18 protein-coding genes, 1 tRNA gene, 1 pseudogene and 1 riboswitch are annotated in these 22,985 nt (G+C 58.1%); of the genes and pseudogenes, 12 read left to right on the top strand and 8 right to left on the bottom strand.

Annotated features, from left to right (window positions below; translation table 11 throughout):
- Positions 1-71: 71 nt before the first annotated feature.
- A complete protein-coding gene (locus HDE79_RS01900; protein WP_184600226.1) occupies positions 72-1,961 on the top strand; it encodes a glycosyltransferase family 39 protein in 1,890 nt (629 codons plus the stop codon).
- Positions 1,958-2,284, top strand: coding sequence for a tetratricopeptide repeat protein (locus tag HDE79_RS01895; RefSeq protein WP_184600225.1), 327 nt, complete (start codon positions 1,958-1,960; stop codon positions 2,282-2,284). The genes HDE79_RS01900 and HDE79_RS01895 overlap by 4 nt, the downstream gene beginning before the upstream one ends.
- 76 nt (positions 2,285-2,360) lie before the next feature.
- Here HDE79_RS01895 and HDE79_RS01890 read toward each other — a convergent pair whose 3' ends face one another.
- Entirely contained in the window at positions 2,361-3,254 is an 894-nt protein-coding gene (locus HDE79_RS01890; RefSeq protein ID WP_184600224.1) for a lipid A biosynthesis acyltransferase, read from the bottom strand.
- 116 nt (positions 3,255-3,370) lie between these two features.
- Between HDE79_RS01890 and dtd the strand changes: the two genes are divergently transcribed.
- Positions 3,371-3,811 carry a D-aminoacyl-tRNA deacylase gene (dtd, locus tag HDE79_RS01885; RefSeq protein WP_184600223.1) on the top strand — a complete coding sequence of 147 codons (441 nt, stop codon included), beginning with the start codon at positions 3,371-3,373 and terminating at the stop codon, positions 3,809-3,811.
- 157 nt (positions 3,812-3,968) lie between these two features.
- Positions 3,969-5,843: an RNA polymerase sigma factor RpoD gene (rpoD, locus tag HDE79_RS01880; protein WP_184600222.1), complete on the top strand. Its 1,875-nt coding sequence runs from the start codon at positions 3,969-3,971 to the stop codon at positions 5,841-5,843.
- 69 nt (positions 5,844-5,912) lie between these two features.
- Here rpoD and HDE79_RS01875 read toward each other — a convergent pair whose 3' ends face one another.
- A complete protein-coding gene (locus HDE79_RS01875; RefSeq protein ID WP_184600221.1) occupies positions 5,913-6,104 on the bottom strand; it encodes a hypothetical protein in 192 nt (63 codons plus the stop codon).
- Positions 6,105-6,280: 176 nt separating this feature from the next.
- On the opposite strand from HDE79_RS01875, the gene HDE79_RS01870 reads away from it, so the two are divergent.
- The 7 genes and pseudogenes from HDE79_RS01870 (at position 6,281) to thiD (ending at position 13,996) form a co-directional block, all read left to right on the top strand.
- Positions 6,281-6,356: transfer RNA gene (locus HDE79_RS01870), tRNA-Ile, on the top strand.
- Positions 6,357-7,322: 966 nt separating this feature from the next.
- Positions 7,323-8,708, top strand: a pseudogene (locus HDE79_RS01865) (TrlF family ATPase); the annotation flags it as partial.
- A gap of 5 nt (positions 8,709-8,713) precedes the next feature.
- Positions 8,714-9,082, top strand: coding sequence for a hypothetical protein (locus tag HDE79_RS01860; RefSeq protein WP_184600219.1), 369 nt, complete (start codon positions 8,714-8,716; stop codon positions 9,080-9,082).
- Positions 9,079-9,726: an ankyrin repeat domain-containing protein gene (locus HDE79_RS01855; protein ID WP_184600218.1), complete on the top strand. Its 648-nt coding sequence runs from the start codon at positions 9,079-9,081 to the stop codon at positions 9,724-9,726. Before HDE79_RS01860 ends, HDE79_RS01855 begins: the two co-directional genes overlap by 4 nt.
- Before the next feature lie 21 nt (positions 9,727-9,747).
- A complete protein-coding gene (locus HDE79_RS01850) occupies positions 9,748-10,974 on the top strand; it encodes a lysozyme inhibitor LprI family protein (RefSeq protein WP_184600217.1) in 1,227 nt (408 codons plus the stop codon).
- A gap of 254 nt (positions 10,975-11,228) precedes the next feature.
- A complete protein-coding gene (locus HDE79_RS01845; RefSeq protein ID WP_184600216.1) occupies positions 11,229-11,612 on the top strand; it encodes a hypothetical protein in 384 nt (127 codons plus the stop codon).
- 836 nt (positions 11,613-12,448) lie between these two features.
- Positions 12,449-13,996 (top strand): bifunctional hydroxymethylpyrimidine kinase/phosphomethylpyrimidine kinase, encoded by a 1,548-nt coding sequence (gene thiD / locus HDE79_RS22190; protein ID WP_343205894.1) that lies wholly within the window; start codon positions 12,449-12,451, stop codon positions 13,994-13,996.
- On the opposite strand, the gene HDE79_RS01835 is transcribed toward thiD, so the two are convergent.
- The 6 genes from HDE79_RS01835 to HDE79_RS01810 all read right to left on the bottom strand — a co-directional run bounded on the left by HDE79_RS01835 (position 13,993) and on the right by HDE79_RS01810 (position 20,405).
- Entirely contained in the window at positions 13,993-14,799 is an 807-nt protein-coding gene (locus HDE79_RS01835) for a thiazole synthase (protein ID WP_184600214.1), read from the bottom strand. The genes thiD and HDE79_RS01835 overlap by 4 nt on opposite strands.
- A gap of 2 nt (positions 14,800-14,801) precedes the next feature.
- A complete protein-coding gene (gene thiS, locus HDE79_RS01830) occupies positions 14,802-15,020 on the bottom strand; it encodes a sulfur carrier protein ThiS (RefSeq protein WP_184600213.1) in 219 nt (72 codons plus the stop codon).
- A complete protein-coding gene (locus HDE79_RS01825; protein WP_184601066.1) occupies positions 15,013-16,167 on the bottom strand; it encodes an FAD-dependent oxidoreductase in 1,155 nt (384 codons plus the stop codon). Before HDE79_RS01825 ends, thiS begins: the two co-directional genes overlap by 8 nt.
- A 1-nt stretch (position 16,168) precedes the next feature.
- Positions 16,169-17,974: a phosphomethylpyrimidine synthase ThiC gene (gene thiC, locus HDE79_RS01820; protein WP_184600212.1), complete on the bottom strand. Its 1,806-nt coding sequence runs from the start codon at positions 17,972-17,974 to the stop codon at positions 16,169-16,171.
- An 87-nt stretch (positions 17,975-18,061) separates the two neighbouring features.
- Positions 18,062-18,169: riboswitch (TPP riboswitch) on the bottom strand.
- Between the two features lie 104 nt (positions 18,170-18,273).
- Entirely contained in the window at positions 18,274-19,176 is a 903-nt protein-coding gene (locus HDE79_RS01815; protein WP_255488212.1) for a cation transporter, read from the bottom strand.
- Positions 19,177-19,649: 473 nt separating this feature from the next.
- Complete coding sequence (locus HDE79_RS01810; RefSeq protein ID WP_184600211.1) at positions 19,650-20,405, bottom strand: GNAT family N-acetyltransferase; 756 nt, start codon at positions 20,403-20,405, stop codon at positions 19,650-19,652.
- 243 nt (positions 20,406-20,648) lie between these two features.
- On the opposite strand from HDE79_RS01810, the gene HDE79_RS01805 reads away from it, so the two are divergent.
- Positions 20,649-22,976, top strand: a complete 2,328-nt coding sequence (locus HDE79_RS01805) for a TonB-dependent hemoglobin/transferrin/lactoferrin family receptor (RefSeq protein WP_184600210.1) — start codon at positions 20,649-20,651, stop codon at positions 22,974-22,976.
- Positions 22,977-22,985 lie beyond the last annotated feature (9 nt).

Here is a 22,985-nt window from a genome sequence, read left to right as displayed (position 1 = left end):
ACAATCACGTCGTAACCGTGCTATGTCCCACGCAGACTAGAATCCACCACTAAATCCACACGAGTGCGCCTGTGTCCGTCAGTGCCTATAGCCGTTCCGAAACCCTGCGGGCTCTGTGGCCGTGGCTTCCGCTGTGGACATTGGTAGCGCTGCTGGCGATTTTCTCGCACGGCCCAATGCCCCTGTACTCCACGCGAACGCTGGCGGTGGCGTGGGAAATGTGGAGCCACGGCCATTGGCTGGTGCCGTACATCAACGGCGAGCCCTACAGTGAAAAAGCACCGCTCTTGTTCTGGCTGATACACGCTGGCTGGTTCGTGTTTGGTGTCAGTGATGTCTGGCCACGCGCGCTTGAAGTGCTGATCGGCGGCACGCAGCTGGTGCTTGTCTCAGTGCTCGCGCGGCGGCTTTTCCCTAACCGGCCGTGGATCGCCAAGGGCGCGCCGTGGATGTTGCTGGCGCTGAGCTATGCCTTCTTGTTCGGCCAGCAGATCATGTACGACGTGCTGCTTGCAACGTGGACGCTGGCGGCACTCCTTTGCCTGACACCGAAACTCGACCGTACCGAGCCGCGCTGGCTGCTGTTCGGTTTATGTATCGGTGCCGGCCTGCTGACCAAGGGGCCGGTGATGTTCTTGCACATCCTGTTCCCCTGGCTGCTCGGTCCGCTGTGGAACGAATGGGCGCGTGAGCATCGCGCGCGCTGGTACGGTCGTGGCGTGCTTTCCGTATTGCTTGGTGGCGCGATCTTGCTCGCCTGGGCACTCCCTGCGGGCTTTTCCGGTGGCGACGCCTATCGGCAACGGCTGTTCTTCACCCAGACCGCCGGTCGTGTGGTGAAAGGGATGCAGCATGCCAAGCCGCTGCAGAGCCATGCGCATCCTTCGTGGTGGTATCTGATTTATCTGCCGGTGTTGATGTTTCCCTTCAGTGCGTGGCCGCGCGCCAGCGTTGCCCTCGTTATCGCGCTTTTCCAAAAGCCATGGCGCGCCGGTATGCGGGTGGGCCTGAGTTTGATGGCAGTTGCGGCGCTTGGCTTGCTGTCGCTGCTGGTTTTTCACTGGCATGCCTCGCAGCTGGAACACCTGTTGATCCTTCTGTTGCTGGTGCCGCTGCTGATCGTGCTGCTGCGCCAGCCGCTGGAGTCGGGCCTGCATTTTCTGCTTTGCTGGCTGTTGCCGTGTTTTCTGGTGTTTTCGCTGATCAGCGGCAAACAGGCGTACTACCCGCTGCCCGAATTCGGTGGTGGCGTGATGCTGATCGCCGCGGCCGTTGCCGTGCTGCGAGAGCGTCGGCCAATACTCGCTGACAATGCATGGCTGGGCACTTGGCCGCTAGGTGTAGGCGGTATCGTTTTCGCCGTTTTTCTGTTCGCGTTGCCGGCGCTGGTGGCAGGTAATCATTTGCACGGTGAGTGGTTTGATGGCCCCGCCGCGTACAGTCGCTTTTTCGGTGTGATCTTTCTTCTGCTTGGCGCACTACTACTCGTACGCGGCCGCGGTGAGATGCGCCGTCTGGCGGTCGCCGGGCTTGTCGCCACACTCGCGCTCAATACCCTGTTCACCCTCACGCTATGGCCCAAGTACGATCTTGGCCCATCCGCACGCATGCTGGGCGCAGCGGATATTGCGCAGCGGCCGATCGCCCATCTTGGAAACTATGACGGCCAATTTCATTTCGAGGGTCGCCTGTTGCATCCGATCACCGAACTTTGGGGCGAACAAGCGGTGAAAGAGTTTGCCCAGGCGCATCCCGATGGCCTGATCGTCGATCACCCCGAAAAACTCGATGCCAGCGATCTACGCTACGCGTTGCTGGTGCAACCGTTCCGCTCATCGTGGATGGTGATCTGGCCAGCCGCCTCGCTGGCTGATATCTATTCTGGACGCACACCGCCCGAACCCACTCAGCCGACGCACATCTATCCCATCCCGGATGGACGCTATCGTTCGCAGCCATGAACGATGAGCGGATCGCCAGTCTTCGCCTGCAGCGCGATGGACCACGCGATGGCGCACTACTGAGATTCTCGCTGGGAAGTGCGTTGCTATCGGACGGCAATGGCAGCGACGCTATCGACGAGCTGCGCCGTGCAGTGGTGTTTGATCCTGGCTATTCAGCAGCATGGAAACTATTGGGCAAGGCTTGCCTGGACACAGGCCAGAAAGAGGCCGCTGCCGAAGCCTGGCGCAGCGGCATTGCCGCCGCCGTAAAGCGCGGCGACAAGCAGGCCGAAAAGGAAATGGGCGTGTTTTTGCGCAGGCTGGAAAAGCCAAACCTGTAGAAACAGCGCAGGAAGTTTGCATGCTGGCAAGACGGTCTTACGCAACTTCCATAGAGTCATCGCGACTCGATAACCCTCAGCCGTTCTCTTTGTCATAAGGGCTTGGCCGATCATCCGCCGAGTAGCGCTTGTATTGCCACTGGTACTGCGCGAACGCCAGCTCGACACAGGATTGAACGCCCTGATTGAGTGCCGTGCAGGCAATGGCCAAATCGGCGGCGACGATACTCTCGGGTGCCGGCAACAGATGGACGCGATAGCCCGCGCCCGCCGACAAGCGCTCCGCAAATCCGAACAACACGGTCGCTCCGGTACGGGCCGCCAACCGCGGCAGCAGCACCATGGTCAGCGCGTCGCGACCGAAGAACGGCGCGAATTCGCCCTCACCGGCGCGCGGCTTCTGATCCGGCAGGATGCCTACCGTGCCACCCGCCGCCAGTCGCTTGTACAGCGTACGCACGCCGGCGCCATCGGCGCGAACCTGCTCAGGCGCCAGCGCGCCGCGAACCTTGCGCAGCAGGGCTTCCACTGCTGCGACGCGGGGTGGCCGATACAGAATTGCCATCGGCGTCTTGCGGCACAACCAGTAGTTGAGCAATTCCCAACAGCCCAGATGCGGCGCGGCGATGATCACGCCCTTGCCCCTGGCCAGCGCGGCATCGAGCAAGGCTTCGCCGCGCACTTCGCGGATCAGTTCCAACGCATGCTCCGCGCCGCCGCCCCATATCTTGGCGAGCTCGACCACCGACTTGCCGCTCTCGATCATCACCTCGCGCAACAGCGTCACCTGTGCCGCATCATCCAACTGCGGTTGCACGATGCATAGGTTCACCGCCGTGTTCTGCACCGTCCGGTTGTTTCGCCACAACACCAACCGGCCCAGCACGCTGCCGATGCTGTGCAGCGCACGCAGAGGCAATTGGCCGAGCAGGCGCAGGAAGAGATAAACGAAGGTCATGTCGGCACGCATCCGCACAGTTTACGGGAGCGCGTCCGACGTGACCGCAGGGATCACGTCTAAATGCCTGTGCTTTCACCCATCGGCGGGTCGCTTTAAGCTGAAACTCCAGCCACCCAGATGCCACCATGATTGCCCTGATCCAACGCGTACTGTCCGCCCGCGTCGATGTGGGCGATGAACTTGTTGGCCGTATCGGCCCAGGCCTGCTGGCTCTGATAGCGGTGCAGCCAGACGATGGCGAAGCACAGTCCAGACGCATGCTCGAGCGCCTGCTTGGCTATCGCGTGTTTGCCGACGACACCGGCCGCATGAATCGCTCGCTCGCGGAGACCCGCGGCGCCCTGCTGCTGGTCAGCCAGTTCACCCTCGCGGCCGATACGCGCTCGGGCATGCGCCCTGGCTTTTCGACGGCGGCAACACCGGAACAGGGGCGGATATGGTTCGATCGACTGGTCGAACTGGCGCGCGATGCACACCCCGGGGTGGAAACCGGCCGCTTTGGTGCCCATATGATGATCCAGCTGGTGAACGACGGGCCGGTAACTTTCTGGCTCGACACCGGCTGAGCGGAGCCCACGTAAAGCGCGTTTCACAGAGCACGCTAAGGCCCAGATCTGGCGCGATTTTTGCGTACCCCAATTGAAACTTTCTCACTTGAAATCTGGTCAAAAAAGCAGCACATCGCTATAATGTCCGGTTCTTGAACCCCGCGGCGGTCGGTTAATGAATAGCAAAGCTCCCCACGAGCAACAGTCTGAAATCAAAGCGCTCATCTCCAAAGGTCTGGAGCAGGGCTATTTGACGTACGCGGAAATCAACGATCACCTCCCCGACGACATCGTCGATCCGGAGCAGATCGAAGACATCATGGCGGTGCTCAAGGGCGTCGGCATCGAAGTGCATGACGCCGCGCCGGATGCTGATCCGCTGGCCGACAAGGCCGGCAGCAGCACCGACGACGAAGCCGCCGCCGAAGAAGCCGTGGCGCTGCTGTCCGCCGTCGATGCCGAAGTCGGCCGCACCACCGACCCGGTGCGCATGTACATGCGCGAGATGGGCACGGTCGAGCTGCTGACGCGCGAGGGCGAAATCGCCATCGCCAAGCGCATCGAGGAAGGCCTCGGCCAGGTACAGACCGCGCTGGCCAGCTTCCCGCTGACCATCGAATTGCTGCTCGAAGAATACGACCAGCACCTGGATGGCAAGCGCCGTCTCAGCGAAATCCTGGCCGGCTTCCTCGATCTGGAAGAGGCCGCCGACCTCGCCCGCAAGGAAAAGGAAGCCGCCGCGCTGCTGCTGCCGGAGCCCGATCCGACCGACGAAGCTGAAGTCGAAGACGACGAGACCGCGACCGAGGACGAGGAAGAGGCCGGTCCAACCGGTCCCGATCCGGAAGAAGTGAAGCGCCGCATGGAACTGCTGCGCGACTACTACGGCAAGTTCCAGAAGGCCGCGCCGAAAGCCGCCAGCATCACCGACAAGAAGATCGTCAAGCTGCGCGACCAGATGGCCGAGGAGTTCCTCAAGCTCAAGCTGCCGTCCGCGCTGATCGACGGCTTCGTGCGCAAGCTGCGCGAAGTGGTCAACGACATCCGCCATCACGAGCGCGTGCTGATGGACATCTTCGTCAAGCAGGTGAAGATGCCGAAGGCCGAGTTCATCAAGACCTTCCCCAGCAACGAGGGCAACCTCGAGTGGGCGGCCGAGCTGGGCCGCAAGCGCCAGAAATGGTCGCCGAACATCAAGAACCACCGCGAGACCATCGACGCCGAGCAGGAGAAGCTGGCCACCATCGAGCGCAAGCTGTTCCTGCCGCTGATCGACATCAAGGACATCAATCGCGCCATGGCCAGCGGTGAGGCGAAAGCCCGTCGCGCCAAGAAGGAAATGGTCGAGGCCAACCTGCGCCTGGTGATCTCGATCGCCAAGAAGTACACCAACCGCGGCCTGCAGTTCCTCGACCTGATCCAGGAAGGCAACATTGGCCTGATGAAGGCGGTGGACAAGTTCGAATACCGTCGCGGCTACAAGTTCTCGACCTACGCCACGTGGTGGATCCGTCAGGCCATCACCCGCTCGATCGCCGATCAGGCGCGCACCATCCGTATCCCGGTGCACATGATCGAGACGATCAACAAGCTCAACCGTATCTCCCGTCAGATGCTCCAGCAGTTTGGCCGCGAGGCCACACCGGAAGAACTGGCCAAGGAAATGGAGATGCCCGAGGACAAGATTCGCAAGGTGCTGAAGATCGCCAAGGAGCCGATCTCGATGGAAACCCCGATCGGCGACGACGAGGATTCGCATCTGGGCGACTTCATCGAAGACAGCAACGCCAGCTCACCGATCGATTCGGCCACCGAAACCGGCCTGATGGAAACCGTGCGCGACGTGCTCGCCGGCCTGACCCCGCGTGAAGCGAAGGTACTACGCATGCGCTTTGGCATCGACATGAACACCGATCACACGCTGGAAGAAGTCGGCAAGCAATTCGACGTCACCCGCGAGCGCATCCGCCAGATCGAAGCCAAGGCGCTGCGCAAGCTGCGTCACCCGAGCCGTTCGGAACAGCTGCGGTCGTTTCTCGACGTGGAATAAGTTTCAACACATAGCCAAACAAAACGCCCGCTTACGCGGGCGTTTTGTTTTTTACTGGTGACGATGTGATCAGTGCTGGATCGGGTGATGCACCACAGGATGGTGGCGCGGCGGCGGGCGACGGTGGACGACGCGATGATGAACCGGCGCGCGATGCACGACATGATGTGCGGCCGGGTGGTGAACCACCTGCTGCGCCATTGCCGGCACGGCAACCATGGCGCCCAAAGCAATCAAACCAGCGATCAATAAACGCTTCATAAGATTCTCAAACTCCGTTCGTTGAGGATGGATGCGAACTACGCGTATCCGGCCTGGTGGCCGACGTCCGATAATACGCACACGCCACGTGCAGACAATGTAGCCAACTCGATAACAGCAGCCCCGTCAGCCCATCGTCGTTTCCATCCGCATTGGTTACACTTGCCAGCCCGCAAGGGCCTATAGCTCAATGGTTAGAGCAGAGGACTCATAATCCTTTGGTTCGAGGTTCGAGTCCTCGTGGGCCCACCAAATACCCGTTCGACGGGGTTCGTGTGGCTGAAAGCATAAGTTGGCCACTATGGCCACTTTATGATTTCAAAATAAGCATAAGTTGGCCGGAACCGCGCTGTCGGGAGCCTGTTAAGTGCTAGTAGGTAAGGCCTGTTGAGTTTTCGCGCCACCCTACGCCTCACGCGGTACGAGCGCCAAGAAGGCGGGCTCTAGCCAAGCGTGGCAGCCACAGCAACGTATGTAGGGGAGCCCATTTCAGGCTCGTGAGTGTGGGATGAAGGCACCCAGGGCATATCTTGCTCAGGCGTGCTAGGCCTCGCGCGCACCGATGAAGTTGATCAGTAGAACCAATCGATCATGATCAGCGCACCGGCATCCTGATTCTACGCGAGGCCACCGGCCGGAATCGGTCCAGGCTGTGTGAAAACTCAAGGTCGGCTCTGACGAGCGCAAATCTCGACTGTTTTTTGCCGTCTGTGGCGAAATCTGAGTGCCTGGACATCTGCTCATTGCTCAGAATGCGACTCTCGCGAGCAACGCAAATAGTTTTCACACAGCCTGGGCCAGAAGCGGACGTTGGGAAAGCTTGGCCAACTGTCCGCGTTTGACTGGTTTCTGCCGCTCGCTGGGAGGATGCTGGGGCGGCGACTTTTGATTCTGAGCGACAGGTCGTTTGTGTTGATTACGCCAATGGAACCGGTCGCTCAACGTTGAGCTTGGGCCACTGACGTATCGGCGGGGAATGGTACATACCTCACCTGCAGGTCTGGAACTGATGCTGTTGGTCTTCACGCCTCCGGCGCGACATGATACCTGTAGACTCAATCAGCGTAGTCGAAGCGCCTTCCTGGCCGCGCTCCGAAAGCCTCTTGGTCAGGCTCATCAAATTCCTATTCAATTAACGCAGGCGCGTTGAAGACGAAACACCTGCATCAGGAAGAAACCACAGCCTGCATCGGCCAACAATTCAGGGAGGGGGCTCCAATGACGAATGATCCTGCCGGCTCGACTTGGAAAAAATGGGACTTGCACGTCCACACTCCATCGTCGGTCGTCCACAACTACCCTGGCGCCAGTCAAGACGATGCGTGGGAAGCCTTCCTTCAAGATCTCGAGGCCCTGCCGCCCGAGTTCAAGGCCATCGGCATCAACGACTACATCTTCATCGATGGTTACGAGCGTGCGCGCAAAGCTAAGTCCGAGCACGGCCGGCTCAAGAACATCGACCTGCTGCTGCCCGTCATCGAGCTGCGCTTGGACAAGTTCGCCGGGGTGGTCAAGAAGGAGAAGGACGGGACCTACTCGCAGTCCGGCTGGAACCGCATCAATCTGCACGTCATCTTCGACGCGATGGACTCCGAGGTCATCCAGCAACAGTTCCTCAACTCGTTGACTCCGAGCTACCAACTGATTCCCGACTCCAGCGACTGGAAGGGCAAGTGGAAAGGCGTCATCACCCGCGACAGCTTGTCCGAACTCGGCAAGATGATCGTGGAGTCGGCACCGGCCGACAAGCAAGGAGACTATGCGCCGCACTTGCAGGAGGGCTTCAACAACCTGTGCGTGAGCCTGGAAAAGGTGCTCGAGGCGCTCGACAAGCACTACTTCGCCGGCAAATACCTGATCGCTGTGGGCAAGACGGAATGGGACAACCTCAAGTGGGATGACCAGTCCATCGCCGAGAAGCGCAACATCATCAACCAGGCCGACTTGGTCTTCACAGCCTCCGCCAATCCGGCCGCATACGACGCGGCTCGTAAGAAGCTCTCGGAGTCAAACGTCAAGGCCACGCTCCTGGACTGCTCGGACGCCCACGCGCCGAGCAGTTCGGAGAACAAGGACCGCGTCGGAAACTGCTTCACCTGGATCAAGGCCGACGCCACCTTCGACGGCCTCGTCCAAGCCATCACCGAGTTCGAGGACCGCGTGTTCATCGGCGACGCGCCGTCCAAGCGCTTGCTGGTCGAGGCCAACCGCACCAAATACGCGTCCAAAATTCGCATCGGCCGCAAGGCGAGCTCCACGCTGGCCGACACTTGGTTCAACGTGGACATGCCGCTGAGCCATGACTTGGTCGCCATCATCGGCAACAAGGGCAGCGGCAAGAGCGCGATGGCCGACATCGCCGCCCTGGCCGGCGACACCAAGAACTTCAAGAGCTTCTCGTTCCTCAAAGACACGCGGTTTCGCAATCCGAGGAACAAGCTCGCGCAGCACTTCCTCGGCGCGCTGGGATGGCACGATGGCACCGAGTCCGAGCGCCAGCTCGACCAAGACCCGTCCGAGACAAGCGTGGAGCGGGTGAAGTATCTGCCGCAGAGCTACCTCGAGACGCTGTGCAACGAACTCGGCGACGGCGGCTCGGCGAGCCACGTATGACGTCCGTCGCAGCCAAGGTCTTTTTTTGCCTACTGGCAGTGTCGACCTATGGATTCGCGCACACAGTTACCGCAAAAGATGTCGCCGCAACGGCACCTACGGTTAAAGCTAATGAAATTTTAGAGGCCAAGAGACAATCGCTCGCCAAACCTCTATTCCTAGCCATCGAAAATGACGATGCAAATCAGGTTCACCTGTTATTAGCCCAAGGGGCTGATCCTAATTATGGTGGTGCCGATGGTCGCTGTGGGCCGTTGTGGCACTCGTTCGATGCCAGCCTGCCTATCGTTCGAACCCTATTAGCGGCTGGTGCGAATCCAAACTGTGTCTGGGCCGAAAAGTCAGGGGGGGCGACCAATCGTTGACGACACCCTTGATGGCTGCGGCTGCTATGAAAGGCTTGCGCAGTGTAGGTAAAGGTGGACGAATGGCGTGGACAGACAGGCCGGCTCGAAAAGATATGCCGCAACCGGCAGATGTGATCAAACTCTTGCTCGAATTTGGCGCAAAACCCAACGCTCAAAGCTATTTCGGAACAAATGCACTATACGACGCCATCGATGCTGATGACGTTGACGCCGCGCGCGCACTTATCGATGGCGGATTGGACATTAACTCCACCCTCGACGCCTCGATGCCAGGCGAGGTCCAACCTTGGTATCGGGGTCAAACCGCGCTCATGCACGCCTTGGGTCGATATGACCTCACTAATGTGCACGCGGGAAAGCGGATGATCGGAATGCTGCTGCAACGAGGCGCTAACCCAAACGTGCTTCCCTATGGCCGATTTATATCGGACTGCGGTCAGGGAACCCCGCCCTGCTCGTTTTCCGGTGAAACCCCACTGTCGTATGAAGCAAGACTGGGATATACCGCTTACGCTCAATTGCTCCTTGAGCATGGAGCCAAGCCTGATGCAGCTCGTGCCGATGGCGCGAAACCGAAAGACATTGCCGCAAAAGCAGGCCACCTTGAAACATCGAAAGTCATAGGACGACATGAAAAGTAATTCAGTGTCACGGAGGGCGGAATGACTGCTAGATGGTGGGTGTTTTTATTCTTGCTATGTGTTGTTTCCTCTGCACATGCCGCAAGTTTTGACTGCAAAAAGGCTTCGACTAAAACAGAAAAAATCATCTGTGGAAATGAACCCCTATCTGACTTGGACTCAAAGTTAGCGGACGTCTATGCGAAAGCTTATGCGGCGTCGGGTCCCGTCGCCAAGGCACGCATGCGAGCGGGTCAGCGAACATGGCTAGGCTTCGTCAGCAGGAATTGCGATGACGCCGAATGCATCACGGTTGCCTATCAGGCCCGAATTGATCAGTTGGAAGACGTCGAAAAGAACACCGATGTAGAAGGCCCAATCGACGAACGAGGCGCTCTTGAATTTGAAGGACTGCGACTAGCAGAAGTGCTGGACGATAAAAAAGCGCGCCAAGTGCTCTCGGGGTTTTCATGTCGACCAGACAAGCTCCTGTCTTCCATAGAGCACGAGCGTGTCGTTTCTTGTAGGGGAAGCACGACCTTTGAGAAACAAAAAATGGACGCCATTCTTGACCTCCACGGTAGCCATCAGCTGGCGTCCATCTTCTTATTTTATGACACGCCTTATCCTGAAGAAGGTGTCATCAGCACATCCGTTAGCGAAATGGAAAATCGCCTTATTGCAACGTATGGCCAGCCCGAAATCCTGCGAACCGAGAGCGCGCATCAGCCCATAAAGTATGACCCCAAAGACTTGATTGGTATGCCTGGATCCAGCGAACAATTCGACTATGGCGGCGACCAGTGGGTGTTTTCAAATGGAGCATCCATCGTTCTTGAGCCATCTGCGGGCCATCAGAAGGTGGAGGGGGGGCACATTTTTAGTAGTGAGGCTATTAGCTTTAATAGCGCTGCGCGCATGGGTGTTTCTGTCACTCTGCCGGGTCACCACCCGATTCCGATTGTTCTGACCCAGCTCTTTTATGAACCGAAACAGGAGCTGCCCTGGAAGCCCAACGAATTGATGACTGTTCAGCTCTTTGCTGGCGGCAAAAGAACGTGTTCCGTAACGCTACCTGCCTCGTCGGCCTCAGCAGATATGAGTGCGAGATACATAGCGACGATGACGTGTACGGATTTCGTGGAGATTGGCTACTCAGTAGAGGGCCCACAAGTACCAACTAGAGTCCAGATCTTCAAAGACGGTAAAAAGCTGGCGATTGGTTACATTCCCGCGTCAAAAGCGATTAGCAGTCTCGAAAAACGCTGAGGAGTAGCCCTCGCTGCTTAAGCGCGTGAACCTCGCGTCTTGAACGAGTATCTGAAACAAGGCGGCAATTTTCCACAACTCGTTTGTCGTGCGACGCCCCCCGATTTTGCCTAGTTCGATTGTCATGTCTTTGCGACGAACATGATCCTGCTGCACACTTGGTGCGTTGGCCATTTACGACAATACGACAAGATAGTAGTTGCCGAGTCCATGCTTAGAGTTTTCCAACTCCTACATTGAATGGAGAAAACCGAATGACCCGCATCCTGTTCGTCGGTCAGAAACCGGAGACCGTAGATTTTTCCGACCCGTCGCTTCCCCCGGGCTTTGATGCTGACAAGATCAACGCCGGTATTGCCGTTGCCGTTACCAAGATCCAGGAACGCGGGTGGCAAGGCGACACGTGCATGATCACTCCCGATGAGGCCGGCGGCACCACGCTCGAAAAACAACTGAAGAGCGCAACCTATGACTGTGTAGTGATCGGTGGCGGCATCAGAATTCCGCCAAAAAGCTTGGCACTGTTCGAGACGGTGGTGAACATTGTCCATAAGGCAGCGCCGGGCGCCGTCATTGCATTCAACACGCGCCCGGAAGACACGGCCGACGCCGCTGCTCGTCAGCTTCATCCCGGCTGACATACCGCTATCGTCGACAGGAAAACCAGGAGCGGAGTGCCTTCCCCTTGCTCTGGGAGGGCACTGAAAATCGTCTCTGGTTGACCACGAAACCTTACCTGCCGCGCGGCTACGCTATATCGAACGCAACTCGGCCTGTGCATGCATGTGTGCCGACCCGATTTCTATCCATGGTCGAGTCACCATGGCAACGCATTGAGGCGTAACGCTCTGACCCACTTATCCGATAACTGGTCTGGTGTCGGAACAGGGTTTGAGGAGCTGCTCCCGTTACGTCGTTGTACACGAATGTTTACCAAAAGAGCAGTCTGGTCATAACCAGCAACATGTCCAACCCCAACCCCAACCGGAATCGGTGTTCAGTACGACCGGAATCCGCAATAGATGTGATGCGTTGAATGGATCCCTGTAGGGGCCTGATTCTTGTAGCTTAGAAGAAGTACTTGGCGTTCTAGGTCTTCCTTCGACAGAGGGGACGAGTTTCGATAGAGGTACTTTGCGGATAGCTCACCATTCTCAGGCCAAGTGATGGAACTCCTTGTATAGGATAGGTTCTTGAGCCTGTTGGGGCGGCCAAACTATGCTTTATGGGTGCAGCCAATCTATGGTTTCCATCCTGGACTCAAAGGCTGTCCATGGAGCAGCAAAAAGATTTTTCGGTCCGGCCAAACTTCGGAAACGTGTCGCACGTGTCATGATTTGCAATGTCCCTTCAGCTCTACTAAATCTTCTAGTGACAGATCAGATCGAACACAAAGCAAGCACGCCGTACGGGCAAGAACAGGGTTCTTCGCGATGCCAATCGTCGGCCGCGGCGCGTTCTCCAAGGCCTTGTCGTGATTAAGCCCATCATCTGGTCTATTGCCGGTACCGACAGCGGCGGCGGTGCGGGTTTGGCCGCAGATCAACGAGCAGCCGATAGCTTTGGCGTGCACCTTTGCAGCATCGTCACCTCGGTCACGGCGCAGAACTCGCAAAGCGTGGCGCGAATCCACGCACTACCAGTCGACCTGATCGATGCGCAGATGGAAGCGCTTGATCGAGACATGCCAACAGCTGTAATAAAAATAGGTCTACTCGGCGGAATAGAGCAGATTCGAACAGTCGCACGATGGATTGATCGTTTGCGTGCCGTCAGACCGTTGGCCTTGGTGGTCGATCCCGTACTGGGTTCAAGTAGCGGTGCATCGTTTGTCGACGACGAGACGATAACGGCGTACCGGGATTTGTTATTACCGCGTGCGACGCTCATTACGCCAAATCGTAGCGAAGCCCGGCGGCTGCTTGGTCAAGCCGATAACGATGAACTTGACGTCCCTGCCCTGGCTGCTGCCCTGCGCGCGCGTGGCGTTCAAGGGATCTGCATTACCGGCGGCGACGAGAACTCTGCGCTGGCGCTTGATTGGATAGATACAGCCGATGCAGTCGGATGGCTCGCCTTGCCGCGTATCTATACGGCGAACAACCATGGGACGGGCTGTACTTTCGCCACAAGTGCTGCGGCATCTCTGGCGCGCGGATTCGCGCTGGCAGATGCGCTAGTACTAGCCAAGATGGCCACCGCGCAGGCGCTGCGGCATGGGTACCGTGCCGGCTCGGGCGCTGGTCCGGTGCAGGCAAATGCCGACTTCGTTTCAGACCCGACGCTGATGCCGCAACTCTCGTGGAGCGCTCGCCAAAGTTTCGCTTCGTTCCACAAGCCGGAGATCATCCGTTCTGCCATCGATCTCTATGCGATCACCGACCGGGCATCGCGTATTCCTGATCTTTTGAACAGTGGCGTTCGCACGTTACAGCTGCGTATCAAGCTTGAGGAAGGATTGCCTGACAGTTTGCTGCGCGAAGAAATTCGCACGGCGGTCAGGCTCTGCGCTTCGGCCGGCATAACACTATTTATCAACGACCATCGAAAACTCGCCAGCGAGGAAAATGCTGCCGGTCTGCACCTGGGCCAGGAAGACCTTCTTGCCATGAGCGATGACGAACGCGATGCCCTTCGCGAATCCGGAGGACTGGCACTAGGCATCAGCTCACATAGCCTGTGGGAACTGGCGCGAGCGCGAAGTCTGGGACCGCGATACGTGGCGTGCGGGCCGATCTGGCCTACGACAACCAAGAACATGCCCTGGCGCCCTCATGGCCTGGATAGGCTCCGCTGGTGGTGCCGGATGGCAGGTGCTCCCGTTGTCGCGATTGGCGGCATACTCGAACCCGCTCAAGCGGCCGCCGCCGTTAGCAGCGGTGCCGATGGCGTGTGTGTATTGCGCGGTTTGGGGGCTGACCCGACCAAGACCGTTCCAGCGTTTTTGCAGGCTATGGAAGCAACCAGGCGACCTGATGATCACGTCGATGATCAGATCAGCTTGCTCACATTAATGAGCTAAGAAATGCGCGGACCAAGTGCGTAATCACCCGTGGGCGTGCTGGGTACCGCGAAATCCTGTCGAGCCATGGCACCCGCTTTCCATGCGACGCGACCCGCTAAAATCGCCAGCCTGAAAGCTTCTGCCATGGCAACCGGATCGCCCGCGTGTGCGACTGCACTGTTAAGCAGCACGGCGTCGTAACCCATCTCCAACGCAAGCGCCGCATGCGACGGCGCACCGATGCCTGCATCAACAATGAGAGTTGCATCGGGAAGTCGTTCACGCAATGTGCGAAGCGCCCAAGGATTCAGCAGCCCCTGGCCCGATCCGATGGGCGCTCCCCACGGCATTAACACCGGACAGCCCGCATCGAGTAAACGGCGGCATCCGACGAGATCATCCGTGCAATAAGGCCAGACGACAAAGCCGTCAGCGACCAGCGTTCTTGCCGCGTCAAGAAGCTCACTAGGATCTGGCTGAAGTGTGTAGTCGTCGCCCACGACCTCCAGCTTGATCCAATCCGTTCCGTAGAGTTCACGTGCCATATGCGCCAGTTGCACAGCTTCACGCGCAGTCCGGCACCCGGCCGTATTTGGCAACAATCGGGCCCCTACCGCGAGTGCTGCCTGATGGATTGCATCGACGAACCCGTTGTCTGCTCCACCAGCGAACGCGCGCTTCAGGCCTACCGTAACGACCGCAGGCCGCGCCGCGTGAATCGAGTCCATCAACACCCTGGGAGATGGATAACCTGCCGAACCAAGCAAGAATCTGCTTGCCAATTCCACGCCCGCGACGCGCCACGTATTTTGGCCGTCCATAATCATCCCCCGACCATCGGCGCGAAAAACACGACAACATCGCCTTGACCGAGCATGCACGCTTGGCGCATGTGCCTTGCTACAAAAGAGCCATTGATCGCCGTTGCCACGGATATCGGGTCGTACCCCCGTTCTGCCACGACAATAGCCAAGGTTGTGCCCAGCGGAAACGTCCGGATCTCTCCGTTCAGTTCGATTGCCACCTGCGATGTTTCATCCATGCGAAGCCTCCGTAACTGGAGAGACCGGCGGGATATCCAATCTCGAAAACGTCGGCAACTTCGCGCGCACAAGCGCACTTTCCACGAGGGCAGGCGCCAACATCCATCCGTGACGAAAAAGACCGTTGATCCGGATCAGACCCGATTCGACAATGATTCGTGGCGCATTGTCGGGAAACGCAGGACGCAAATTGCGATCAAGGCGATCGATGCGTGCCTCGGCCAAGGCTGGCATCACGCTATAGGCTGCCCCCATAAGTTCCATTGCACTACGCACAGATACCCCCGATCGATCTTCAGTTTCAATCTCACTCGCCCCTACGAAAAGCCGGTCGGCACTGTGAGGTACCAAATAAACGCTATGCCGTGGGTGCAAGAGTCTGACCGGACGAGTCAACCCGTGCCCCGGCGCGTGCAGCCACACCGTTTCACCACGAACGCCTCGCAGCTGCCCAACGTCAATGTTGCTTTCAGTTGAATTTTCAATCGTTCGCGCACCCAGCCCCCGCACATCGAAGACCACATCAAATGACCTGGATCTGCCGGTCGTTTCCCGCAGGCATCCGGGTTCCACATGCTCGATCGGTGCATTCCAATGCCAGCATACGGTTGGATGCGCGTCGGCATACAGCAATCGCATGATCACCGCTGGCTGGATCTGTGCCTCACCATCGAGCCGCCACGCATGACCCGTCCACTGGAGGACAGGTTCAAGAGCCGACAATGTTTTGGCATCCAGGACCTCGGGTGCTGGCCAGTCCGATGAGGCAAGGAGCGAACGTGACAAAAGGCGATGCGTGGCGCTTGTGTCACCACGATGGGCAAGCAATAAACTCCCGCGTCGCACGAAGCAGCCCTTCGCGAAAACGCCACTGAGTTCGTTGTCGAATGGCAGAAGCGCCGTAATTTTCTCCCACAGCTGTATTGATCGCCAACCCAAGGTCACGACAACGGGGTCAGCTCGATCCAGCTCGGCGAGCGGACTCAACATGCCAGCGGAGCTGAAAGCGGCCGCACCCTGTCCGTCGTAGGCAGGATGCGGCCCCGATGCAGCGTCAAACACATGAACCTCATAGTCCGAGTGGCCAAGATGCCAGGCGATCAACCGCCCAAGCAACCCGGCACCCGCGATGCCCAACGTCGCCATGTCAGACCATTTCCACCGGTGCATCAGATGCATCGGATGCCGCGTCGGCGGCAAACTGCCGAACCTCCTGCGTAATTTTCATCGAACAGAATTTGGGCCCGCACATGGAGCAGAAATGGGCCGACTTGCTGGCGTCTTTTGGCAATGTTTCATCATGAAAAGCACGGGCCGTTTCTGGATCAAGACCCAGGTTGAACTGGTCCTCCCAGCGAAACTCAAAGCGCGCTTTCGACAACGCATCATCATGGGCGCGCGCACCCGGATGACCTTTGGCGATGTCCGCGGCATGCGCTGCAATTCGATACGCGATGATGCCTTGCTTGACGTCATTGCGATCTGGCAGACCCAGATGCTCTTTGGGTGTGACGTAGCAAAGCATTGCCGTACCCGCCCAACCGATCATCGCCGCACCGATAGCCGATGCGATGTGGTCATATCCGGGAGCGATGTCGATCGTCAACGGCCCCAGCGTGTAGAACGGCGCCTCGTGACAATGACGAAGTTGCTCGTCCATGTTTGACTGGATCAGGTGCATTGGCACATGACCCGGTCCTTCGATCATGGTCTGCACATCGTGTTTCCAGGCGAGCTGGGTCAGTTCGCCGAGTGTCCGCAACTCGGCAAACTGTGCTTCATCGTTGGCGTCGGCACCACAGCCCGGTCGCAGTCCATCGCCCAGCGAGAAGCTGACGTCGTACTGCTTCATGATGTCGCAGATATCTTCGAAATGCGTATAGAGAAAGCTTTCGGTGCGGTGCGCCATGCACCACTTGGCCATGATCGACCCACCTCGGGAGACGATGCCGGTCATCCGCTTGGCAGTGAGCGCAATGAACGCTTTTCTCACACCGGCGTGGATGGTGAAGTAATCCACCCCTTGCTCCGCCTGCTCAATCAATGTGTCGCGGTAAATTTCCCAGGTAAGGGCTTCTGCAACCCCACCAACCTTCTCCAAAGCCTGGTAAATAGGCACCGTGCCGATCGGCACCGGACTATTACGGATGATCCAATCCCGTGTTGTATGAATGTCTCGTCCGGTGGAGAGATCCATCACATTATCCGCGCCCCAACGGATCGCCCACACCAGCTTCTCGACTTCTTCCTCAATACTCGAGGTCACCGCAGAGTTGCCAATATTCGCGTTGATCTTTACTCGGAAATTGCGACCGATGGCCATCGGCTCAACCTCCGGATGATTGATGTTCGCCGGAATGATGGCGCGGCCGCGCGCCACTTCATCACGAACAAATTCGGGAGTGATGATCTTCGGGATCGACGCTCCCATCGATCGTCCTTGCACGCGCTTGGCGCGCTCTTCGTCCGCCAGATACTCGGCCATCCACTCGCGGCGACCGTTTTCCCGCAACGCCACGTATTCCATCTCCGCCGTGATGATGCCGCGGCGCGCGTAGTGCATCTGGCTGACATTCGCCCCTGAAAGAGCTCGGCGCGGCACACGCTGCAGCGCTGCGGCCGAGATACGAAGCTGGGCAATATGCTCCGCATTGCGACTGCCATCGTCGATCGAGCTGGGCGAGCGGCCAACGTAAGTTTCCGTGTCTGCCCTCGCCTCGATCCATGGGCCACGCAGATTTTCCAATCCGCAACGAACGTCGGTCCGAGCATTCGGATCCGTATAGGGACCTGATGTGTCGTAGAGCGAGATGACCTCGCCATTCGTCAGCGAGATATCGCGTACTGGCACCTTCAAGTTCGGCCGACTGCCGATGATGTAACCCTTGACGGATGCAGGGAGCGGCTCGCGGGATATAGGCGCACGAGCATTTGGTTCAACGAGAGAATTCATGGCGCACTCCAATAGGTAAAACCCACATAGGAATGCTCCGTATCTTTCAACCCAGGCCCGTGTTGGCCGCAGGACGACCCATGGACTGGATTGAACGATAGCTCTTCTTACGCCGGTATTAGCCGGTTCAAGTTCGCGGGTTCGGCGATCTATTTCGCCATCTCAGCATGCACACATGCGCCCCGGAGCCATTTGAGTCTACCCCTTCCACATAACCTTTAAAAGAGATTGAACGTGCTGTGGAAGTAGTACAAAGCAGGTCAACGGGACTGATCAACAACGTACGCACACAAATGGGTTCAGGCCCATTTTCTATCGCCAGTAAAGGCGATACTCAACCAGTATTGCGTACTCTGCCCGCCTAGCCGGTCGGCGATCTGCTGACGGATGGCATCGAGCTGCCCGATGCCGTCCAGGCGATAGTCCGCAGGAACGATCACATGGATTTCGATGACGTCGACACGTCCGGTCTTGGTGACATAGCTGGTGTAACCAGGGAAGCTGTGTTCGATGATGAGGGCATCCATGATCGTGCGAACCTGACGATCGAGATCGCCTGGCGCCACCATCAACACTTCCTGCAATGCATGCCATACCGTCATGACCGGCATGGGCAACAGGCATAGCGCGATGACCAGCAAGACGGCCGAATCGACATAGCGCGCCAGAGGAGCCAGGCTCGTGTTTACCATCAGGGCCGCTGCAACGAAACCGACCAGCAGGCCGGCACTGAGGCTGCCACCGACAAGCCATCCGCGCGCATCCAGTCTCAACAGCTCCGACGACAACGCTTTGGCACCACGCAACATGTAAACGGAAATTGTCAGACTGACGATACCGATCAGTGCCGCCCAGCCGGCACCGAGCCCGAAAGCCAAGGTGTGTCCACCGCTCATCAAGCCAGTGATCGCGTTGACCATGGCGTAGACGCAGGCCACGCTGAGCATCGCGCTGTTGAAGGCGACGACGAGAGGCTCCAGATGCCAGTAGCCGTATTGAAACCGGTGGCTGCCTTCATTCGACAAAAGCCGCGACACCGCCAGCACGACCAGGGTCAACAACACGTCGACCAGTGAATAGATGCCGTCGAAGATGATCGCCTGGGAGCCCATCCACAGACCGAAACCCACGCACGCTGCACCAACGATCAGCGTGGCCGCAATCGAGCGCTTGAGCAGAGTCTGTTCGCGCGAAGTATCCAAGGACAGTCTCGATTGCCAGCCAACGGATGCGTTACGCAAGTAGCCTTGGGATCTCCGTGTTCGACCACTTCGGCCACGTGACGCGATTCGCATTCACAGCATGGTATCTAAATGCTACGCATCGAATGATTACTTCTTCACGCCTCTATGGTCCCGGCCATTTTGGTGCAACACGACGTACTCTATGTGCCCTGCGCTGTCTGAAAAAATTCAACCTCGGCGTCTACAGCTTTGTAAAAGAACTTGGTTTCCGATTCAGGGAAAATCGGAAGCTTCCGTTGATTCGTTGCCTGGGCCATCAACTGCCCTCCCTCGAGCGTGAAAACCAGGCTGAAGTCCGGTGCCAGTTAATATGTCCCAACATAACGAGCAAGAACGGATCGATCCGACTCAACGACGGTGCGGACCACTGGCTGAAAATCCGGCCAAGCGTATGCAGCCGAGATGCTCATCATGACCTGCGAAGCGAGCCGTTAGCGTAGCGGGTGTAGTTCGAGCTTATATCGAAGTTCGTTATTCACCAGTGGTCGGCCATCGATGCTCATGCCGAGAAAATCAAGGACTTTCCGCGACGCGGCGTTTCCCACTTGCACACGCGCCCATAGCGTCGCAAAAATACTTTGAGAACGCGCTAAATGGACGCTCATGAGCGCAAGTTCCTTTGCATAACCTTTCCCCCAGAATTGGGTAGATAGACCATATCCCAAGTTGAGTCGCTCTTCGCCGTCAAAGTCACGCAAGCCTAATCCGCCGAATCCGATGGCCCTATTTGGGCTCTCTCGCAGACAAATCGCCCAAACATCAAAGCCCCGGACTTGCCAGTTCTCCTGATGGACGGTTAGCGCCGCAAGAGCGGCCGACAGATTTCGACAAAAACCTCGGGGGTTGTTCGCGTTTGCAATGCTATTACCGAAAACCTCCATATAGTCTGCGCCGTCGCCCTGGTGAGGCCGACGCAAAGCGAGCCTTTCAGTTTCCAGCAACTCAGGTATAGCGGAGAAAGCTTTCTCAACTTGACTCATATTCGCTTCTGCTCGCCCGTCAAAATTAAACACGGTCAAAAGAGGACCGAAGACTATTACAGAATAAAACGCTGTATCGGCGACGCTCAATATTGCCCAGCTTTCCGCTAGCGGCCACTGGATTCCTCGGCGTAAGCGTCCCTTCGGTACATCGATGACCGCCAAACTCCAAAGTTTGTAAGCAGCCCGTTCTCCAAGTTTGTGCATGGCCTACAAACTTTGGAGTTCTGTCCAGCACTGAACCCCTCATCGGAACAGGAGTCATCTTGTTCGCCCTATTTATACGAATGAGACTTGTTATCATTTGTGAAGTAGCGTAAATTGCGCGCCTCAACCGTGAACCTTCGCGTTCACCCGCCCTGATTACGGCCGCCAGCCGCAAGCATCATGTCTGATGCTTCTTTTGCCAGCACGCCGCGTGACATCCACGCATTTGGCAAAGGAACATCCATGACGTTACGCATTACCCTGCTGGGCGCGGCTATCTGCGCCGCGCTGACGTTACCCGTGCAAGCGAGCGATTCGACCGCCGCTTCGCCGGATACGAAGAGCAGTACCGAACTGCCACGCGTAAACGTGAGTGCGTTCGCACCCACGATCCAGTTGAACACACCGGGCACCATTTCGGTGATCGGGCGCCAGCAGATGGATCGCCATCTGGTAACCAACATCCGCACCCTGGTGCAGTACGAACCGGGCGTATCGGCAATCGGCACGCCCGGCCGCTTCGGCCTGGACAGCTTCAACATCCGTGGCCTCTCGGGCAATCGCACGCGTATCGAAATCGATGGCGTGTCGTTGCCCAATTCTTTCGGTGCCGATGTCGCCGGCGGCAGCTTTCGCGCCGGACGGAATTTCATCGATCTCGACAGCATCAAGGAAGTGGAGATCGTGCGCGGACCGGCATCCGCGCTCAATCCCTCCGATGCGCTGGGCGGTGTGGTGAGTCTCAAGACCAAGGATCCCGCCGACTACCTGAAGCCGGGCAAGGACGTTTACACGTCGCTAAAGGAACAGTACGACGGCGTCGATCACAGCTTTTCCACCACCGGCACATTGGCTGCCGGCGATCAGCGCAATGGCATCTTGCTGGTGATGAACCATCGCGCCGGCGAGCAGACCGAAAACATGGGCGATGTTGGCGGCATAGGCAATGCGCGCACGCGTCCTGACCCACTCACCTACAACCTCGACAGCTTCCTGGGCAAGTACGTGCATACCGCGGCCAGTGGCCGCACCGACCGCGTGATCGTGGATGGCTCGCAGACGCGCACGCGCACCGACGGCCTGTCCGAACTTGTCTCGTCGTACGGCGTCGCGCCGAGCTATTACAACTCGCAGGATGAATCGACGCGCTTGCGCGTCAGCGTCGGGCAATGGTTTCCGCAACTGAACTCGGTCTTCGCCGACACGCTGGACTGGCATGCGTACTGGCAGATGAGCCGCACGCGCACCGACACGCAAACCGATTACGGAGTGATCGATCGTTTCTTTGAAAATCAGCCGCTGCAGGAGAAGGTTCTCGGTGGCAAGCTGGTGGCGATTAAACACCTGGGCGACACCAACGGCGTCACGCAGACGATCAGCTACGGCATCGAGCTTTCGCGTACCTGGGCACAATCCAATGTCGGCGGCTACGGCATCAATACGCAAACCGGCGCTGTCGGCAGCAGCAATGCGTTCCTGCCCGGCAATTATCCGTTGCATCTGATTCCCGATAGCTTCACCGATCGTTATTCGCTGTTCGGCCAGGACGAAGTCGGGCTGTTCGGTGACCGTCTCGTCATCACGCCCGGCGTGCGCGCGGATCGCTACAACTATCAGCCCGCCGCGGACCAGCTCTACCTCAATTACAACCCCGGCTATGTGCAGAGCGACTACCAGAAGAACCATGTCTCGCCCAAATTGGGTGCGATCTGGCATTTCAACGACACGCTCAGCGCGTATGTCGATGTCGCTTACGGGTTCCGACCACCGCTCTACAGTGAAATCTCCGGCGCCTGGAACGAGCAGCCCGCACCGGGCATCAATATCGCCTTCCTGCCCAACCCCAACCTCAAGGACGAAACCAGCCACGGCGTGGAGCTCGGTTTGCGCGGCAAGAGCGACACCGGCTGGTTCAATGTGGACGGCTATTACAACCGCTACAACAATTTCATCTGGTCCGGTTATGCACTTGCACCGAATGCGGTGCCGGCCTGGGCTTACCAGATTTCGCAGGGGGCATTCTTCAATGAATTCTTCCAGTCCGTGAATGCACGCAAGGCGTATATCAAGGGCGTGGAAGCCAGTGGCATGTTGCGGCTCGGGTCCTTCAGCGATTCGCTCAAAGGCTGGTCGCTGAAAGGCAGTGCCGCCGTGACTACCGGCAGGTTGATCCAGCCTGGCGATACCGGCTATACGCCGCTCAACACGGTTGATCCGGCCAAGTTGATCGGCGGTGTGAGTTACGACGAGGACAACTGGGGCGCCGAACTGATTGGTACCGCCGTGCGCAGGCATACGCAGCTGAGCGATCCAACGATCTTCCGTCCTGCCGGCTACGCCACGCTCGATTTCTACGTGCACTACGCGCCCATCGACAACCTCGAACTGTATGCCGGCGTGAGCAACCTCGCCAATCGAAAATATTGGGACTGGGGCAACCTCAACAGCGGCACGCTCGGCAACTTGATCAGCGGTAACGGCCTCAACGACGCCGGCACCGGCGGCTTGCCGGCCGATCGCTTCACCATGCCCGGCCGCGCCTTCAGCGTAGCGGCACGGATCGCCTTCTGACTTGAGGAA

Source organism: Rhodanobacter sp. MP1X3 (genome assembly GCF_014207165.1).
In the GTDB taxonomy this organism is placed as follows: Bacteria; Pseudomonadota; Gammaproteobacteria; order Xanthomonadales; family Rhodanobacteraceae; genus Rhodanobacter.
The sequence above is the reverse complement of the archived record's forward strand: the minus strand, read 5'-3'. Positions and strand labels throughout refer to the sequence as shown.

Excerpts from the sequence above, each read along its gene's own strand:
- HDE79_RS01810 (WP_184600211.1), bottom strand. The coding sequence starts at position 20,405 with ATGCACAAACTTGGAGAACGGGCTGCTTACAAACTTTGGAGTTTGGCG.
- HDE79_RS01890 (WP_184600224.1), bottom strand. The coding sequence starts at position 3,254 with ATGCGTGCCGACATGACCTTCGTTTATCTCTTCCTGCGCCTGCTCGGC.
- HDE79_RS01825 (WP_184601066.1), bottom strand. The coding sequence starts at position 16,167 with ATGGCGACGTTGGGCATCGCGGGTGCCGGGTTGCTTGGGCGGTTGATC.
- HDE79_RS01850 (WP_184600217.1), top strand. The coding sequence starts at position 9,748 with ATGACTGCTAGATGGTGGGTGTTTTTATTCTTGCTATGTGTTGTTTCC.
- thiC (WP_184600212.1), bottom strand. The coding sequence starts at position 17,974 with ATGAATTCTCTCGTTGAACCAAATGCTCGTGCGCCTATATCCCGCGAG.
- HDE79_RS01835 (WP_184600214.1), bottom strand. The coding sequence starts at position 14,799 with ATGGACGGCCAAAATACGTGGCGCGTCGCGGGCGTGGAATTGGCAAGC.
- HDE79_RS01895 (WP_184600225.1), top strand. The coding sequence starts at position 1,958 with ATGAACGATGAGCGGATCGCCAGTCTTCGCCTGCAGCGCGATGGACCA.
- rpoD (WP_184600222.1), top strand. The coding sequence starts at position 3,969 with ATGAATAGCAAAGCTCCCCACGAGCAACAGTCTGAAATCAAAGCGCTC.
- dtd (WP_184600223.1), top strand. The coding sequence starts at position 3,371 with ATGATTGCCCTGATCCAACGCGTACTGTCCGCCCGCGTCGATGTGGGC.
- HDE79_RS01860 (WP_184600219.1), top strand. The coding sequence starts at position 8,714 with ATGACGTCCGTCGCAGCCAAGGTCTTTTTTTGCCTACTGGCAGTGTCG.
- HDE79_RS01875 (WP_184600221.1), bottom strand. The coding sequence starts at position 6,104 with ATGAAGCGTTTATTGATCGCTGGTTTGATTGCTTTGGGCGCCATGGTT.
- HDE79_RS01845 (WP_184600216.1), top strand. The coding sequence starts at position 11,229 with ATGACCCGCATCCTGTTCGTCGGTCAGAAACCGGAGACCGTAGATTTT.
- thiS (WP_184600213.1), bottom strand. The coding sequence starts at position 15,020 with ATGGATGAAACATCGCAGGTGGCAATCGAACTGAACGGAGAGATCCGG.
- HDE79_RS01805 (WP_184600210.1), top strand. The coding sequence starts at position 20,649 with ATGACGTTACGCATTACCCTGCTGGGCGCGGCTATCTGCGCCGCGCTG.